Origin of the sequence: Legionella santicrucis (genome assembly GCF_001468135.1) — a bacterium.
Classification (GTDB): Bacteria; Pseudomonadota; Gammaproteobacteria; order Legionellales; family Legionellaceae; genus Legionella; species Legionella santicrucis.
Window position 1 is genome coordinate 176,548 of the sequence record NZ_LNYU01000054.1, and the last position, 16,588, is coordinate 193,135.

A 16,588-nucleotide genomic window follows, 5' to 3' on the forward strand; every position below is an offset into this window, starting at 1 on the left:
GGTATATTTCTTTTATGGGGGATATGCCTTTACTCTTTCTTCAATTGTTTTCTCAAATAGATCCGATCATGTCCTTCTAGGTATTTGTTAATTGTTCCTAAATGCTGATAGCCTTGTTTTAAATAAAACCCTTCTGCCTGAAAAGAAAAAGTATCTAATGTTGATGCTGGAATCCCTCGTTTAATTGCTTCGACTTCAACGTTGCGTAATATCTCAGCACCAATACCAAGACCACGGTATTCTTCATTAACCCAGAGGACATCAACGTATATTGAGCTTTTATGAGCATATACAATAGCACCGCCAATAATAGTACCTTCGTTATCTTTCACATAGATTGAGTAACGCTCTGGTTTGGTTCCCGTAAAAGGAGCATTAAAATTTACTATCCCATCACGAATAATTTTATCTTGCTGTTCTAGTAGCTTGGGGTCTATAACAAGCTCTAGTTGGTAATTTGCGGCTTGATTCATGAGTTATATCTTCTAAAATTAGTTTGAATACAATAAATCATCGATAACTTCCATAGTAATTTCGGGTAGTTTTTGCGTTTGATCAATACTCTCTTGAATGGTTATAAGCGCTTTTTTAATGTCATCAGGTAACATCTCAGATGGTGCATTGTCGCCTGGCCAAGAAGCATCTCGAGTCGCTTTATCTGGCCAACGAGAATAGGCAAGCCACATACCATCGTTAGTTTTATGCAGGCAAGAACCTAACGCTCCGCGATATTGCACAAAATAGGAAGCGACCTGATGCCAGGCCTTTTGATACTCCATCTCAAGCCCAGGCTTAATAAAGGCTCGGTAAATAACAGCAAAACATTTTTTTGAAAGTCGTTTAAATTGTTCTAGTGCTTCTTCAGGTGTTAAATCTTGGTTCCCTAAAACCTCTTCTGCTTTGAATATGTTTATCCTTTTGGGAATTGAAAACTGGGAAGTAAAGTACATCTGATCAAGGCCTATTCCAAAAGCACAATGCTTATAACCGAGAACACGAAAGTAATTAATTGGTTGCTGGTTCTTATTAGCTAAGACGTAGTTTCTGAATTTGGGATTATAAAACCCATAAGTCATGTAATAATGAATACCTTGGCTTTCAAGATAGTGAACGATGTGAACCAAATTTTGGTGCAGTTTTTCAGGTGAATAAAGTTCAGTATACATCCCAGCTTTTTCAAACGTTGAGTGCTCATTCTCTGGATAAGGAGGATTCAGCGCCACAAAATCACCAGGTGTCGCGATCGAAATCACGTCCATAAAATCACCACTTCTGAATGAAACTTGATTTACATTAAGAAGGTTAGATACTCGGTCAATCTCACACAAGAACATTTCCAACGACAAATTTGCATGTTCAAGAAATCGATTGGCGTTTTTTCCTTCAAATAATTCACCTTCGCGATAGATAATATTCAGTTCTTTATCATAAAAAAGAATTCCTCCCCATGAATGATTGATGATAAAGGGGAGCAATAATGGTTTTTCCTCATCAGTTGTCTGGTTGTAATTCTCAATCACTTTAAGGAAAAAATCTTTCTTCGATAGGGAAACATCATATTTTTCTATTAACGCAGCATAAGAGGTTTTAACAAGCGTAGGATTGTCTCTAATTAATTGAAGTATATTAATCAGAACTTTATTGCTGTCATTGACAATATATTCTTCTGCAAGGCCAACCTCCATTGCAGCCAAGCTCCAAGAAGCAGAACCTGAAAAAGGCTCAATAGCTTTCTTGTATTTTTGGCCTTTATTATTCGCCAATAATACAGAGAAATGTTCATTCAACCAGCTGGTATCAGGGGACATATGTCCTGTTAAATCTGGAAGAGTGAGGTACCTATTTCCGAGGTAGTGGAGTGGTCCCCCATGATTTTGATTTAATTGAATAGTATTTGGGCTCATAATAACCACTATGCAGTAAATATAACTATGAAGCGGCACATCTTAACATGAAACAAACAATTTTTTTATTCTCTTGAATAAAATGACTATTGACCCTCACGTTGCGTGATAGCTTAGAATCATCAATTAAGGAGATGATGCTTATGAAATATTATCAAATTAAAGAAATCAGCCAAATGACCTCTCTTTCAATTCGGTCATTGCAATACTATGATGAAGTAGGTTTGTTAAAACCAACAAAGCGCTCTGATTCTGGCTATCGTTTGTATTCTGAAACTGATTTACTTATTTTACAACAAATTATCACCTTAAAATTCCTTGGATTCTCTTTATCTACTATTAAAGAAATCCTTGCGAATCCAAACTTTAATCTGGCCGCATCAATGAGCCTTCAAGCCCGCGAATTGAGTGAAAAGGCTAATAAAATAAATGAAGCAGCCTCTTTGTTAACGTATATTGCCAGTCAACTGGAAATAAACCAGCCAATCAATTGGCAAAGTAGTGCAAAAATTATTGAAATATTGGAGTTAAATACTATGAGCGATGCTGTATTAAAAAAATATCAATCCGTTAATGAATCAGAGTTAGGTAAAAAATCAGACTATGATTCCACCTATAATCCCAATCGACTCTATCCTATTCCCAGAGCAGGTAAGCGACAAGAAATTGGCATTGATCCTGCCCCCATCCTCCTTTTGTGGGTTTTGACTGCTGGAATCATTATGAAGTCTCTTGGCTCAACGAAAAAGGTAAACCGATGGTTGGGATTGGTGAAATTTTTTATGATTGTAACTCGCCCAAACTCATCGAATCCAAGTCATTAAAACTTTATTTTAATTCATTCAATAATACCAAAATAAAAAGTATTAGTGAGTTAGAAAATACAATAAAAAATGATTTAGAAGCACGTATAGAAGCTCCAGTTTCAGTTAAAATTTATCTTTTGGAACAAGCAAAACACTACGCTGTATCACAAATACCGAAAGGTGAGTGCATTGACCATCTCGATGTTGAATGCTCTGTCTATTTGGTTGAGCCATCATTTCTTAGTGTTCAAAACGAGTTAGTGGAAGAAAGATTGTATTCTAACCTATTAAAATCAAATTGCTTGGTGACTAATCAACCCGATTGGGGAAGCATACAAATTGCGTATAAAGGAAAAAAGATTAATCAAGAAGGCTTATTAAAATACCTTGTTTCCTTTAGAAATCATAACGAGTTTCATGAACAATGTATTGAACGGATTTTTGTGGATATTATGAACTGTTGCAAACCGGAAATATTATCAATCTATGGACGTTATACTCGGCGAGGAGGATTGGATATTAACCCCTATCGCTCCACAGAAAATAGTCCTTTTGGTAGAGAAAATATCCGGTTGGTCCGTCAATAATAGCGCTTTATTGTTCTATCCAAGCTCTTAATTTTCCAGCAAATCGGCCTTGTCGACACAGTGTTATTGATGCGATGGGGTCGATGCTTTTAATTAGGCGATACTCGCCCAACACCGCATGTATAGCCCAACATTGTTCAATAATTGCAATGATCTCAAGCAAATGCGCAGAGGACTCTATCGAGAGCCAGTTTTTAAAACAATCCTCCTGTAATTTCTTATATTGACTGCTTGGTAGTTTTAAATGTTCTGTTGCACGATACAAACAATTAACGAATGAGAAAAAAGGATGAGTAATAACAACTTCCCCTAAATCAATCAGCGTGGTTTGATGAGTATTGAGATTCACTAAGATATTTTTATCATGAAAATCGGCATGGCCAAAAGTATCAGGCACTTTGAAACTGGCTAATTGGTCACAAAGAATTTGTAATTTACTCTCTAAATTTTTTAATTGTTTTAATTCTTTTTGAGTTAATCCATCGCCAATTAATAACTCTTCTTCATTCATTAATTGGTTATAAAGTCTTGGCAATTGTTGCAGGCGCCAATCAGGGACGCCTAAATCAAGAAGGAGGTTTATTTTATCTGCTGAGTCTATCTGCAGCTTTGTGTAATGATGAATGGCATCAATTAAAAGGTTAGGTCTAAATTCCTGTTTAAAGACATCATGTAAAGGAATGCCAGCATCTTGCATTAAAAAACAGTTTAGTTCCTGATTATGAGCCAAGATTTGCGGAACAGGAGCATTGAATTGTTGCTGCAATAGCTGAATGACGTTGGTTTCTAATGACAATGCAGAAGGAACCTTCTTCAAATAAACCAATCCAAAGTTCGTTTGAAAGCGACACACTTCTGACCAAGCTGTATCGAGAATTATTTCGGGCTTGGTGGGTTCAATTTGAAATCCTAAATTGTTTAAGGCACTAAGTGCCCATTCTATGTGAGGATTCTTCATGATAGTTTCCTATGATCCTCGATCACTTCATGAATTGTGCGCAATGCTCTTTTTGCTTCAAAATTCATCTCTGTTTGTTGATTCACAAGGTACATCATTGATTTCCATAAAGCCCAGGCACGTCCTCGTTCCCAAGTCTTTGAGTCAAGTTCTAGTGTTTCTAAAAAAATGCTCCGACTTTTTCCTTCAAATAGTGTCCAGGCAATAGCAAGATCGCAAGCAGGATCGCCGATTGCGAGTTGGCCAAAATCGATAACCGCACTTAATTTTCCTTGAGAAAGCAATAAATTGCCAACACTCACATCACCATGGACCCATACTGGTGGATTTTGCCATGAGGTGGAGAGTGCTTTTTCCCAAACTTGTGTTGCAGAATGAAAATCTATATTGTCCTTCAAATTTTCGATGGCTTTGTGTGTCTCTGAATCATAAACTGCTAAATCACCACCACGATAAAAACTCTGGGGCCCAGCAAGAGGACCGCCTATTGAATTGATGCTCTGGAGCGCTTTAAGAAATAGAGCTAAATCATGTGCAAATTCAGGTAAATCATTAATGGGAGTAACCGCTGCTGTTTCTCCAGGAAGCCAATGATTAATGGACCACTTCCAAGGATACAGGGTACTGGGTTTTCCCATCGCAAGCGGTGCGGGTATCGGAAGAGGAAGATGTGGGGCCAATTGGGGTAACCATGCTTGCTCTTTTTCCACTTGTCCTGCGTATTCGGCGCTGCTTGGCATACGAATGAGCATTTCTGTACCTAGGTGAAAGGTTCTATTGTCCCAACCGCTATTGTTTACAGCTTGAATAGGCAGATGACTCCACTGTGGAAATTGCTGAGCAATGAGCTCGCGCACTAAGCTTTCAGTAATATTCATGGGTTGTGTATTTGTCATTGGTACACCATAAAATCGATATTCTACTTCATCAAGCAACTTGCCTGATTCACTTGTTTTGATGTATTCATCTTGAATGATGCCACCCATTTTTTCGGCAAGTTTGCGACTTGGGATATTATGTCTTACAACTGGATATTTTAGATAATCATAAACAAGATTAGTTTCAGCCCATGTTTTTAATAAATTAATTGTTTCAAAACCATAGTGAAATCCATGAGCACTTTTCTTTAACCAAATACCTAATTCGGGTGTTTTCGTATTCGCTTGGTGCAGGCAGGCATATCCTAAAAAAGCTTGGTTTTCTTCGTTTAAAATGACTAATGCGATTTCAGTGCCTTCCTGCATTTTGATTTGTTGTTCAGAAATATGCTGGTTAATTTCTTCTTGAGTTTTCGGAGCACTTGGCCACATATGTTCTGTAATTTCAGCGGTAAATTCTTTGCACAACTCTTCGGCATAGTTTAGTGAAATAGGGATTAACTGAAGTCGTTCGGATTTCAGGGCGAGATGCAGATAGTTGGGCATAGAATATTTACTCATAGAAATTGTTAGCAATGTTTTGCTTGTTATCTTATCAATCAGTGTACTCTCAAGTGAATGCTTGGAAGAAAAAAATACTGCTATTTTTCCCAAAATTAATTTTTCTGTTAGATTAGAATAATAATCCTATACTCAATACTCACGTAGTTCTACGTATTGATGCATCTTATGGTCTATTTGTATAATTATTACATCATTTAGTTTTAGGAGATAGTAAGAATGAATCAACCTCAACGAATTTTTATTGTTGGTCATCATGGTGCGGGTAAAGGATTATTAGCAAAGTCTGTGTCTCAATCATTAGGGTGGCGATTTGTCGATGCGGATTTGGGGTTAGAGTTCCATGTTGGACGACATGTGTGGGAAATACTTGGAGGCCCTGGGAGTGATGCTTTTTATGAATGTCAGTTTGATATATTAACTTCCCTTTGCACCCAAGAGCATATCATTGTGACAACGGATTCCAGCGTTGTTTTGTCATTAAAAAATCGTCAGTTATTGCACGATGAAATGACTGTATTTTTGGATGTGAGTACTCCGGTCCAAATCGATCGTACTGCACGCAATACTACAAGTTTATTGCCTATACCAAGTTTGAGCGATTTTTTTGAGCAACTACATGATGAGCGAGATAATTTATATAAAGAGGTTGCTACACTCACTATGCATGGTGATGATGGGAAATTAGAGGAGCATACACGTTGTATTGTGACGGCTGTGGTGGGGAATGAAGAAATGTTACCCCAAAAAAACCTAACATCAATTTTGGAGAAAAAAGATTTTACTTTATACCATAAGGAATTTCACACGAAAGTTGAGCTAACTGAACAACAAGCCATATACCTGAAGTTGTTGGCACAAGGAAAAACAGCTAAAGAAATTGCGCGTGAAACTCATGTTTCTTACAGAACAGTTGAAGGAATGATTGCTAAATTGATGGAGTCCTTAGGATGTTCTTCCAGTAAAGAACTAATTGCTTTATTTCATGAACAACCATGATTCTAAATGCATTCGATTGGCTTAGCTAATAAATAACTTTTTCGCGTTATTGGCATCAATCGTTCAATGGCGTAGCGCAGCATGGTTCTTGGCATTCGATAAGCATGGCTATCTAAAAATTCGATGAGGATAGCTTGGTTACGTTTTCCTACTTCTCGTAACATCCAGCCTACGGCCTTATGAATTAAATCATGATCGTCGCATAGCAGTTTTTCTGCAAGTTTAAGAGTGCAATCAAAATGATTATTTCGAATAAAATACCAAGTGGCGACAATGGCGATACGTTTTTCCCAAAGGTTAGTGCTTTCTGCAAGGGTGAAGAGGAGTGTTTTGTCCTTATCTAATAAATGCGCCCCAACAATCCAATGGGCTGAAGCGTCAACCAAATTCCAGTTATTAATCTGATTGATATGAGTTAAATAAAATTGAAAAATCGTTTGCTTGAGGTCTATATCTCCTTTTTGATAATGAGTTACTAACATTAATAGCGCTAATAAGCGTTCTTCATTAATAGATGAATACAACAACTCTTGTAACAAAGAAAAGGGTAATACGGTTTGATAACGTTTGGCGACTTTTCTTAATTCAGGGACGCTTACACCTATAAATTGGTCATGCTCTGCATAATCTCCCGGCCCCGTTTTATAATAGATTGTTTTTGGCTGCGAATAAGGCTTTTTAAGTAACTCGAGCTCGCTTCTAAGTGTTTTGAGTGACTCCATCATTTCGGTTTTATTTAGAGTTGTTGTCATAGTTAATATCTTATGTTAGTTATTTTATGCCTATGTATACTGCACTTTCATGAGGCGTTTTATAGAGCTCAAAATCAGTGAGGTAGATTCTTTCGTATTTTGGCTTTTCATTAAAATAGCTCCAAATAGTTTGCCAGGCATTAATGATTGCTGAGGGATTAGGCCCAATTGCTTTAAAAACCAGATAGTTGCCCGCGTTTATAGTGACTCTATCCAAGTGCGTAGCTTTGGATTCATTCACAATTCCTATCCCAGCAGTAACTGTATAGTACCCTGATGAGTCGGACTCATAATGGTGATACACGCCATAAACGGGGCTATCTTGTTGTGTTTTGATTTTTGAATCAAGAAATTGCTCCCAAAGATGAGGTATTCGTGCAGTTTTGGGATTAAAATCCTCTTCATTTTTTGTTCTTACACTCATTCCAGTTACTTTAAATTCTTGAATCTGGGTCAATTGGGGTATAATAACAGTCATATAAGGCTCCAAAGTAGAAGTTTTTAATTAATATAAGCCTGCATGGCATTGGCAATGATGCGTTTATCCGCTTCACTGATTTTTAATAGGCCAAAACGAAATGGGTATCCCCAATTCTTGGTATTTTTTGTCAATTCGAGCGATTCAATAAGCGTGTGTATCGAAACATCAATCTTTTTATTGGCCCAAAGTACATTTCGTCGAAATGGATGAAAACCATTACCCATATCCACTTGATAGGGCTCACCTGGTAGAACGATTCTAATTGCCGTAAATGCTTGCAGTTTTTCAATGCCTTTAAAGTGCAGCGTCGGCGAGTAATAAATGATGCAATCGTCCGCTTTTATTCTCTTTAGAGGTGCAAGTTTACCGTAGCAAACTTGCATAAACCCTCCTTCCACTCCAATTTGCACGTGGGACGCGCAGGCGACAGCCAGCCAGTTTTGGTTCATGATCCGTTCTTTGAAAAAAAGCGAATTCGATGACCATCTGGGTCGCAGGTTACAAACGTATAACCAAAATCCATCGGTGTTGGTTCTTGTATCATTTTAAAATTCTTAGTTTGATAATTTCTAAAAAGTTCATCAACGGCTTGCTCATCGGGAACCAAAATAGCGAGTTCGCTACCGCCACCTAATGCAGTTGGTGCAGGTAACGCAGAATTTTGAGACCATAATCCCAATCGCAAACCGGATTTTAATAAAAACATGGCGTAATCAGGCTCAGTGTGGATAGGCTGAGCATTGAGCAATTCTGAGTAAAAATGAGTACTGTTTTCTATATTGCTCACATAAAATAGAACTAAATTGGGGTCGAATGTCATGATTTTTCCTGTTTTTTATTTCGCTAAATTCATTGGAGAATATAAAACATACGGATGACAGTTTTTGTCAGCATCATTCAATAGGATTGGGGAATGTTATGTAGGGTGCGCCACTTCTTTAAAAGGGATTGTCGGCGTTCGGAATATTTTTGTTCTTTAATGGATAATTGAATAATTCTATCGGTTCTGAAGTGACGGAAGTCCTGCCTTAGTTCACACCAACCCACCATGAGATGCACTTCATCAAAAAAGCCGAGCGCGATAGGCCAGAGTATTCGTGTCGAATGATTGTTTTGGAGATCTTGATATTCTAATTCGATTTTTCGTTCTAAACGTATCGCTTTGCGAATGAGAATAAGATCACTATCTTTACTTTCGGCACATTTTCCTGGGGGAACTAAGAGTCCTGAAGTTTCTAGTTGGTGTTTTAATTCAGTAGGAAGGACTGCTGAAATTTTTGCAAGCACATTTTGAGCTGCGATTTTAAGTTGAGTATCCGCTCGTTGTGCAACCCAACTTGACCCTAGCACCATTGCCTCAATTTCATCATCTGAAAACATCAAAGGAGGCAACATAAAACCAGATTTAAGCACATAACCAACACCGGGCTCACCTTCAATGGGCGCGCCTAAGGATTGTAAGGTTATTATATCTCGGTACAGAGTGCGTAGGCTTACGCCTAATTCTTCTGAAAGTTTTTTGCCACTCACGGGTAATCGGTGACGTCGTAATAATTGAATTAAATCAAACAAACGTTCAGTTCGGGACAAGATACTGCTGCCAAATTATGCCAGTAGTATATCATGAATACTTATAGAACTAATAAGCTGCTTATTATGATTATTTCTAATAGTAACTTAATTTTTGGGACTAATGGATGCCTTCAAGAAGTGCTTTAAAACCACCTGCTATCGGACTAGGTTGATTGGGATAATAGGCCTTGTAGGCCTGGCGATCCACACTGAGCATAAACTGGTTAGATGCGAGTATATTCCAAAATAGCCGGATCTGTTTGGCAACAATGAATGCATTTAACAGTTGTTTTTCTGTCGCTAATCCTAGCCAATTTTCGAAGCAAGCATCTTGAAATTTCAGGTAGGTTGAATCACCTTCTGTTACTCCATGGTGAGTAATCGATTGTTCTAAACAGGTCTGTAACGAAAAAAATGGATGAAGGATAGCGGTCTCGCCCCAATCAACAAAAGTCATTCTTTTAGTAATTGGATCAAGAAGAACATTTTTATCATGAAAATCGTGATAACCAATGGTTTCAGGAATCTTAAAGCTTGCTAATAATTTGCACTGTGCTGAAAATTTCGGGCTTAGGGCGTGTAGTGTTTGTAATTCTTTATCGGTGAGTCCCTCTGCTTTTAAAAAAGTAGTTTGCTTTAAGATGTGATCATAAAGAAAGGGTAATTGATTTAATCGCCAATCGGGTACACCAAGTTTGAGAAACGTAGCGATACACTCTTCAGATCTGCGTTGAATTGTGGCATATTGTTTTATTGCTTGGCATAATAGCTCTGGCTTGAAGTTGGTTTTAAGCGTTTGACGCAAAGAAATACCCGCATCCCTCATTAGAAAACAATGTAAATCCTCATTAATTTCAATTATATCGGGCACATTGGCATGGAATTGGGATGACAATACTCGAATGATTTTGGGCTCATTAGATAGAAAAAAAGATGGTGGTGTTTGTTTTAAATAAAAATTCTCTGTTGATGTTGCAAATCGGATCACATGAGACCACGGTGTTGACAATACAATTTCTGGCGAGCGCTCTATTGAGTAGCCATTAGAAACCAGGTAATCGGTTCCCCATTTGAAAAGTGGTAGTAGATTATTCATTTTTGGAAGTTAAAATGCATAAAAAATGACGAGAAAAATATAAGTCTTACTTAACATAAAAAACTTCCCTTTAAATAGTTACCCAGAGAATATTATACATAAAAAAGCGAGTCTCAATAGAATAGTAAAAGCAGGATAAAATAATGGAACAGCAAGATGATTTACCTATATCCGGGGTATAAACAAAAGGATAATGGATTAATTCTTAGTTTGCTTATTCAACCCGGCGCCAAATGCAATCAAGTAGTAGGTGCTGTTGGAGGGGAACTCAAGATAAAAATCGCGGCACCTTCTATTGAAGATAAAGCCAACATGGAATTAGTGCGATACCTGTCTGTCTTATTCAAAGTCCCTAAAAGTCAAATTTAAATAAAGAGAGGCCTTCAGTCTCGACACAAGATCATTGAAGTCATTGGTTGTGGTGTTGATGCTCTCCAGTGGTGTAAAATTTAAAGAATGATTTTAAATAATGAGCCTAAATGCTGGATACAACAATAATTGAGAGCAATTGGCGCTCTCGTGGCTTTAGTTTTGAGCTTTGGGAAGATCCCCCAGGTCAAATTTGGAAGGATTTTAACCATGGGCAATAAAACGTTAAAACCTGCTATTGGAGAAGAAGTATTGATTCCAGCAGGAGTAGATCATACGGTTCAAACCAGTTCCACCACAGGGAGCCGTTGGTATTATGGTTACAAAGTAAGAAGGTAAGGAAATGACACAAAAGAAAATATCATTAGAAAATGATGCTGTTCTGCAATTCATTGTTGATGAATTAATATCTTTACATCATTGCCATACAATTATTTTATATGGCTCGCGCGCACGAGGAGACTTCACAGTAACCAGTGATTATGATGTTGCAGGGATTAGGGAAAAAGGAGATAAGCAACGAATTGCACGCTTTGATGAAGCACATCAAGTTTATCATGATATTTTTGTTTATCCAGAGAATGCTTTTGATTCAATTTCTGATGAACATTTATGTATGTCAGATGGCATCGTTGTTGTTGAAAAAGCTTATTTTGGCACAGAGTTATTAAAAAAACTCTCTGCTTTTTTAATATTGCCTGAGTCCCTCCCTCCTGATGAAATTACAGCACGTAGAGTGTGGTATCAAAAAATGCTGGCAAGGGCGTATACTAGAGATTTAGAAGGGAAATATCGCCATATTTGGTCAATCTTCACAATTCTAGAGGATTATTTTGTATTCAAAGAATTGCGTTATCAAGGTCCAAAAAAAGCATTCAAGTATTTAGAAACACACGATCCAGAGACTTTATCATTATTTGATGAGGCCATAACGAATATCGATAATTTGAATGCCTTAAATAGGCTAATTACAAGAGTTATAAAGAGTGACAAAACGTAGGATAATTATGCCAGAATTAGATATTGAAATTATCAAAGATAATCCAGAGTATTTCTTGTGAAAAGGCATCTATTATTCTTATTTAGAGTGCATAGTAATGAAATTTAATATTTATATTAAAATTTTGACTGCGTTCTTCGTGATTTTTTTAATTCTTGTTTTGGCATTTTTTAAATATTTAAAGTCAGTTGAGACAAAGATAATTGTTAATGCAGGACAAACGATGTCACAAGGACTTTTAATTAGTTTAGAAAAAGAGTTAATTAATAATCCGAAATCAAACTGGGATGCAATAATAAAGAAAAAAACAGATAATCTTATTCATCTTATAGTAATCGACAGTCTAAAACTCACCCTGAAGCAGAATAATCAATTAAATAATGGTGAAATCATTTTTTTATCAGGTACAACCTATCAATTTCTAAACGAGGTAATTGTAGAACATACTGCGTATAAAAAAATTGGTAATACCCCGTATGCATTAGCTTACAATTTTTCAGATCCTGGCGAAATTATTTTTAATTATATGAATCCTGTTTTAATACAAATCGTTCAACATTTATTATCAAAATCAAAAAATACATGGAGTAATGAACTATTACAGTTAGAAAAAATATATGGTTTTCCTCTTCATGTTTATAAAACTAAAAGTAAACACTTACCAGGTAATATAATTAATTCTTTATCAACAAAGCGTTTAGTATTTGAAACCAATAAAAACTCGTCACAAATTGTTATTCTCTATTATAGTTTTAGTGGTGGAATACTCAAAATTGGCCCACTAAGCTATCTGCCCGTTATGGCAAGAATCAGTGATGTTATGTATTATTTTATAGGGACTTTCTTTTTTTTATCCCTTTGTCTTATTGCCTTTTTTTCATTGCTTTTTGTTAGAAATATGAAAAAGGTGTATCAGATAACTAAAAATTTCAGTCAAGGGAACTTTGATTTTCATCGGAAAATAGGTACCACCTCTATTTTGTATGGGCTGTATGTAAATATCATCCACATGGGTGAGCAATTAAAAGAACTGATTGAATCACATAAACAATTGTGCCGGTTTGTCGCGCATGAAATTAGGACCCCTTTGTCAACCATACAAATGGCGACGGATAGTATCAAAAGGAAAAATGCTGAAGATGTATTACTCAATAAACAGCTAAACAGCATACAAGAAGATATTGCAGATATGAATCGCCTCGTCAGCACTTTTTTGATTTACTCAAAAATGCATTCAAACGAATTGAAATTAAAACAGTCTGAGACCGATATAATAGTATGGTTAAGAAAGCTATTAGAGTCTTATTCTTCATCGACATTTGAAATTACATTTCATACTAATGAGTTAAATTCTTTGAAAGCATACATAGATGAAAATAATTTAAAACATGCTGTTACCAATTTGATTACAAATGCTATGAAATTTGCAGAGCACACTATTTCTTTAACCATTTCGCTGGATAATAGTCATATTTTAATTCACGTAGACGATGATGGCTCAGGCTTGCCGGATGATGGTGCGGATGACATTTTTTCTGAATATACAATTGCCGAAAACTCCGGAATTGGAGATAAACATATTGGGTTAGGATTAGCTATTGTTAAAAAAGTTGTTAATCTCCACGGAGGAAAGGTCATGGCTACACAATCACCGATATTAAAAGGTGCTCGATTCACCATAGTACTTCCAAGATATTCTTAGCGATTAAGATTTTAGTTTTGGAAGTTGGCCCCAACTTTAGCATCTTTTGAAGTATCGATCTCTTGTTTCATCTCAACCAGTGCGTCCATAACCGCTGTTAACTGGAGTTTTGCATTTTCAAAACGTTTAGGGATGAATTCATCTTCCTCGCCATCAACCACTTCTCCAGTTCCAATACCTTTTTCAAGAGCACTGATAACCATACTAAGCTCTGATTCAAACGCCGATAATAGTTCATTATTCCCCTTTGCAGATTGCAAGATTCCATGCAATTTTTCCACTACATCTCCAGGAATATAAAGAGTGCCTTCACTACATTTGCTATATTCACGTTTCGCAATAGGTAATGAAAGTAGTTCATCAGCCTTGTGTTGACTCATCTGAAATATTTGTCTAACAGATTGTTTTAGTTCTAAGGGAGTTGGTGGCGAATTGCTAGATTTCAAAGATGCGAGAAGCTTATCACTAGCAGTCACTCGTCCATCTTTGCTATGTTCTTGCGCTGTCTCGATAGGAGTCTGTCCTTTTTCATTTCGCACTTCAAGACTAGCACCACACTCTATTAACTTTTTAATGAGATGTAAGGGCTCTTTTCTATAATTATAAAAATTCTGTACCGCATAGTGCAAAGCCGTCATGCTTTTTTTATCAGTACTATTAATATCAGCGCCATGTTTTAATAATAAAGCAATGACGCCATCATTACTTGGGCCACCAATAAGGACTTTTCCACAACTTACCATTGCCAGGTTTAACAAAGCTTTATTAGCTAGAATTGACTCGAGCAAGTCTTCATGACCTTTAAATACAGAAGGTTCTTTTAAACCTAAGAGAAGTTCTAGTACATCTCTATGTGTCAGTTGTTCTATAGGATCCGCCCGACCTAAGATATCACGGACACGGTTTAAATAATTTTCTTGTTCTTTACCTAATATTTGGTTTTCCTGTTCAACAAACTTTGCAACATCTTCTCCTTCAAATCGCAATTCTGGAAAACTATCAATTTTCTTTAAATCTTGAATGCTTAGAATATCTCGATTTAAAGCGATTTTTGCTATCAGTTCATCGGCTTCGTCTTTACCTAGAATTGCACGGGCATATTCTAGGGTGTTAACTTTTAATTCTTTAGCTGTTTGTGTTGAGGCAAATAAAGATTTTCGAACGGCAACTTGATATTCACCATGATGAAAAATAACACTGTTTCCAGCCTTCCAAATATTTCCTGCCATCGATGTGATAGGGGATGCCGGCGAAAGGGATCGGAAGCCGGTCTGTACATCTTGCGCATCCCATGGTCCAGTTCCACCAAACGTGATTTCTGGATGTTTCACTGACACTCTTTCTAAAAATGTTTTTTCCTGTGAGTTTGCTGCAGCATTAAGTTGATTGTCTGTATTACAACCTTCTAAAGTCACAAAAACTTCACCATGATGTGCGGGCAATGCTCGTTTAAAACCATGTAATAAATTATCAAAATTATCATCATATAACTGCTCACTTGGGCCATGGCAATTACCCATACCATATTCGCCACCACCAGCATGGCCCATAATAAATAATTTTGGGTTTTTCTCAAATATATTGTCTAGTTCTTCCGGTAAGTCTCGTTTGAGTTCATCCAAACTACTATAGATTTTTGGGGATTTATCACACTGATCGAAAAAATAATACTTCAAATCAGGGCCTTCTAAATAGACGCCAATTGGAACAAATTGCTTGAACCGTTGTTTTAAGTGAGGATTTATCACCACACCCCTCTGATTTTCAGGCAGTGGATGATCTGGATCTGGTTTATATATTAAGATTTCTATTGCAGCGTCTTTCATGGCTCATCTCGACTATTACTTAAAATAATAGGTTGATTTTATCAAAAACACTCGGCTCATATGTATATATATTGTACAAGCGTTCTAAAATGATACTTTTGTCGAGGGTAAATGATTATAGATTTGCGATATATTGGGTGAAGCTTTCATAACTGGACGAAAAATCCCAAGGTCGAGGCAAAAGAATTTTTCACTATTTTTGATAAGTCTTACATAAGATTGGTGGCTGAGATCTATATTTATTCCCAAGCCGCTGATACAAATATATATCCTTTTTTATGAATTGTTTTTATACGATAGGGCTTTTTATTATTATCATTCAATGCCTTTCTTAAACGTGATATTTTTAAATCGATACCTCTATCAACCCCATCATATTCATGCCCAGAAAGAGCATACATAATGCTATCTCGACTCAGCAACCTATCATGGTTCTTAACCAACAAAGCAAGCATTTCAAAATCACTGGTACTTATTGAAATTTCTTCATCAAAGAGCTGAACACTCTTAGTACTAAAATTGATAGAAAAATTGCCAAAGTGAAATTGATTTTGATTATTAACTAAATTGGGTCGACGTAACAATGCCTCTATTCTTGCTTTCAAAACCTCGTCTGCAACAGGTTTAGTTAAGTAGTCATCTGCTCCTAAATTTAAAGAGGATACTTCACTTTCAATATCATTAATTGCTGTTAGCATGAGTATTTTCCCCAAATACTCATCTCTAATGGTATGGCATATTTGATCTCCATTCATGCCAGGAAGCATTATATCTAATATTACTAGGCAAGGTTGCTCACGAATGATGCGATAGACCGATCTATCACCACGTTTTTCAATAGAAACATCATAACCTGCTTCTTGTAAGCTTTCTTTGAGGTAATTTGCTAACTTAACGTTATCTTCTACAAGCAATATTGATTTATCTTTCATTCGTTCTGTCTAAGCCTCTTTAAATAAGAAAACTCTCTAAACAAATTTAGTCTGAATTGATTTTTAAGTTCAGTGTTACATAGATATCAGTAGGTAAGCAAACACACGGCGCATCCGTACATTTTATATACAATTGATCTGTTTTAACTCGATATAATGATAGCT

Annotated in this window: 17 protein-coding genes and 2 pseudogenes; 7 read left to right on the forward strand and 12 right to left on the reverse strand. The window is 36.5% G+C overall.

Annotated features, from left to right (window positions below; all coding sequences use genetic code 11):
• Nucleotides 1–29: 29 nt before the first annotated feature.
• Both Lsan_RS11975 and Lsan_RS21585 read right to left on the reverse strand, forming a co-directional pair.
• Nucleotides 30–473: a GNAT family N-acetyltransferase gene (locus tag Lsan_RS11975; protein ID WP_014845044.1), complete on the reverse strand. Its 444-nt coding sequence runs from the start codon at nt 471–473 to the stop codon at nt 30–32.
• An 18-nt stretch (nt 474–491) separates the two neighbouring features.
• Nucleotides 492–1,904 (reverse strand): DNA adenine methylase, encoded by a 1,413-nt coding sequence (locus tag Lsan_RS21585; protein WP_019350465.1) that lies wholly within the window; start codon nt 1,902–1,904, stop codon nt 492–494.
• A gap of 176 nt (nt 1,905–2,080) precedes the next feature.
• On the opposite strand from Lsan_RS21585, the pseudogene Lsan_RS23000 reads away from it, so the two are divergent.
• Together Lsan_RS23000 and queF are read left to right on the forward strand one after the other, a co-directional pair.
• Nucleotides 2,081–2,200 (forward strand): annotated as a pseudogene (locus Lsan_RS23000) (MerR family DNA-binding transcriptional regulator); the annotation flags it as partial.
• Nucleotides 2,201–2,440: 240 nt separating this feature from the next.
• Nucleotides 2,441–3,297 (forward strand): annotated as a pseudogene (queF, locus tag Lsan_RS11985) (NADPH-dependent 7-cyano-7-deazaguanine reductase QueF).
• Nucleotides 3,298–3,304: 7 nt separating this feature from the next.
• Here queF and Lsan_RS11990 read toward each other — a convergent pair.
• Entirely contained in the window at nt 3,305–4,255 is a 951-nt protein-coding gene (locus Lsan_RS11990; protein ID WP_014845048.1) for an aminoglycoside phosphotransferase family protein, read from the reverse strand.
• On the reverse strand, nt 4,252–5,679 hold the full coding sequence (locus Lsan_RS11995; RefSeq protein WP_019350464.1) for a GNAT family N-acetyltransferase: 1,428 nt from the start codon (nt 5,677–5,679) through the stop codon (nt 4,252–4,254). Before Lsan_RS11995 ends, Lsan_RS11990 begins: the two co-directional genes overlap by 4 nt.
• 234 nt (nt 5,680–5,913) lie before the next feature.
• Here Lsan_RS11995 and Lsan_RS12000 point away from each other — a divergent pair, with 234 nt between their 5' ends.
• Nucleotides 5,914–6,693 carry a shikimate kinase gene (locus Lsan_RS12000; RefSeq protein ID WP_014845050.1) on the forward strand — a complete coding sequence of 260 codons (780 nt, stop codon included), beginning with the start codon at nt 5,914–5,916 and terminating at the stop codon, nt 6,691–6,693.
• Between the two features lie 2 nt (nt 6,694–6,695).
• On the opposite strand, the gene Lsan_RS12005 is transcribed toward Lsan_RS12000, so the two are convergent.
• The 6 genes from Lsan_RS12005 to Lsan_RS12030 all read right to left on the reverse strand — a co-directional run bounded on the left by Lsan_RS12005 (nt 6,696) and on the right by Lsan_RS12030 (nt 10,594).
• Nucleotides 6,696–7,445, reverse strand: a complete 750-nt coding sequence (locus tag Lsan_RS12005; RefSeq protein WP_014845051.1) for a DNA alkylation repair protein — start codon at nt 7,443–7,445, stop codon at nt 6,696–6,698.
• A gap of 19 nt (nt 7,446–7,464) precedes the next feature.
• Nucleotides 7,465–7,923 carry a GyrI-like domain-containing protein gene (locus Lsan_RS12010; protein ID WP_014845052.1) on the reverse strand — a complete coding sequence of 153 codons (459 nt, stop codon included), beginning with the start codon at nt 7,921–7,923 and terminating at the stop codon, nt 7,465–7,467.
• A gap of 23 nt (nt 7,924–7,946) precedes the next feature.
• Complete coding sequence (locus tag Lsan_RS12015; protein WP_014845053.1) at nt 7,947–8,375, reverse strand: EVE domain-containing protein; 429 nt, start codon at nt 8,373–8,375, stop codon at nt 7,947–7,949.
• Nucleotides 8,372–8,746 (reverse strand): VOC family protein, encoded by a 375-nt coding sequence (locus Lsan_RS12020; protein WP_014845054.1) that lies wholly within the window; start codon nt 8,744–8,746, stop codon nt 8,372–8,374. The genes Lsan_RS12015 and Lsan_RS12020 overlap by 4 nt, the downstream gene beginning before the upstream one ends.
• A gap of 77 nt (nt 8,747–8,823) precedes the next feature.
• Nucleotides 8,824–9,516, reverse strand: a complete 693-nt coding sequence (locus tag Lsan_RS12025) for a helix-turn-helix transcriptional regulator (RefSeq protein ID WP_014845055.1) — start codon at nt 9,514–9,516, stop codon at nt 8,824–8,826.
• 100 nt (nt 9,517–9,616) lie between these two features.
• Nucleotides 9,617–10,594: an aminoglycoside phosphotransferase family protein gene (locus Lsan_RS12030; RefSeq protein WP_014845056.1), complete on the reverse strand. Its 978-nt coding sequence runs from the start codon at nt 10,592–10,594 to the stop codon at nt 9,617–9,619.
• 156 nt (nt 10,595–10,750) lie between these two features.
• Here Lsan_RS12030 and Lsan_RS12035 point away from each other — a divergent pair, with 156 nt between their 5' ends.
• The 4 genes from Lsan_RS12035 to Lsan_RS12045 all read left to right on the forward strand — a co-directional run bounded on the left by Lsan_RS12035 (nt 10,751) and on the right by Lsan_RS12045 (nt 13,665).
• Nucleotides 10,751–10,963 carry a DUF167 domain-containing protein gene (locus Lsan_RS12035; protein WP_014845057.1) on the forward strand — a complete coding sequence of 71 codons (213 nt, stop codon included), beginning with the start codon at nt 10,751–10,753 and terminating at the stop codon, nt 10,961–10,963.
• Nucleotides 10,964–11,173: 210 nt separating this feature from the next.
• Entirely contained in the window at nt 11,174–11,302 is a 129-nt protein-coding gene (locus Lsan_RS23350) for a hypothetical protein (RefSeq protein ID WP_255464427.1), read from the forward strand.
• A gap of 4 nt (nt 11,303–11,306) precedes the next feature.
• Nucleotides 11,307–11,963, forward strand: a complete 657-nt coding sequence (locus Lsan_RS12040; protein WP_014845058.1) for a nucleotidyltransferase domain-containing protein — start codon at nt 11,307–11,309, stop codon at nt 11,961–11,963.
• Between the two features lie 223 nt (nt 11,964–12,186).
• Nucleotides 12,187–13,665 carry a sensor histidine kinase gene (locus Lsan_RS12045; protein WP_237762114.1) on the forward strand — a complete coding sequence of 493 codons (1,479 nt, stop codon included), beginning with the start codon at nt 12,187–12,189 and terminating at the stop codon, nt 13,663–13,665.
• 11 nt (nt 13,666–13,676) lie between these two features.
• Here Lsan_RS12045 and Lsan_RS12050 read toward each other — a convergent pair whose 3' ends face one another.
• Nucleotides 13,677–15,491 (reverse strand): ankyrin repeat domain-containing protein, encoded by a 1,815-nt coding sequence (locus Lsan_RS12050; RefSeq protein WP_014845060.1) that lies wholly within the window; start codon nt 15,489–15,491, stop codon nt 13,677–13,679.
• 239 nt (nt 15,492–15,730) lie between these two features.
• Entirely contained in the window at nt 15,731–16,423 is a 693-nt protein-coding gene (locus Lsan_RS12055; RefSeq protein WP_014845061.1) for a response regulator, read from the reverse strand.
• Nucleotides 16,424–16,588: the final 165 nt, after the last annotated feature.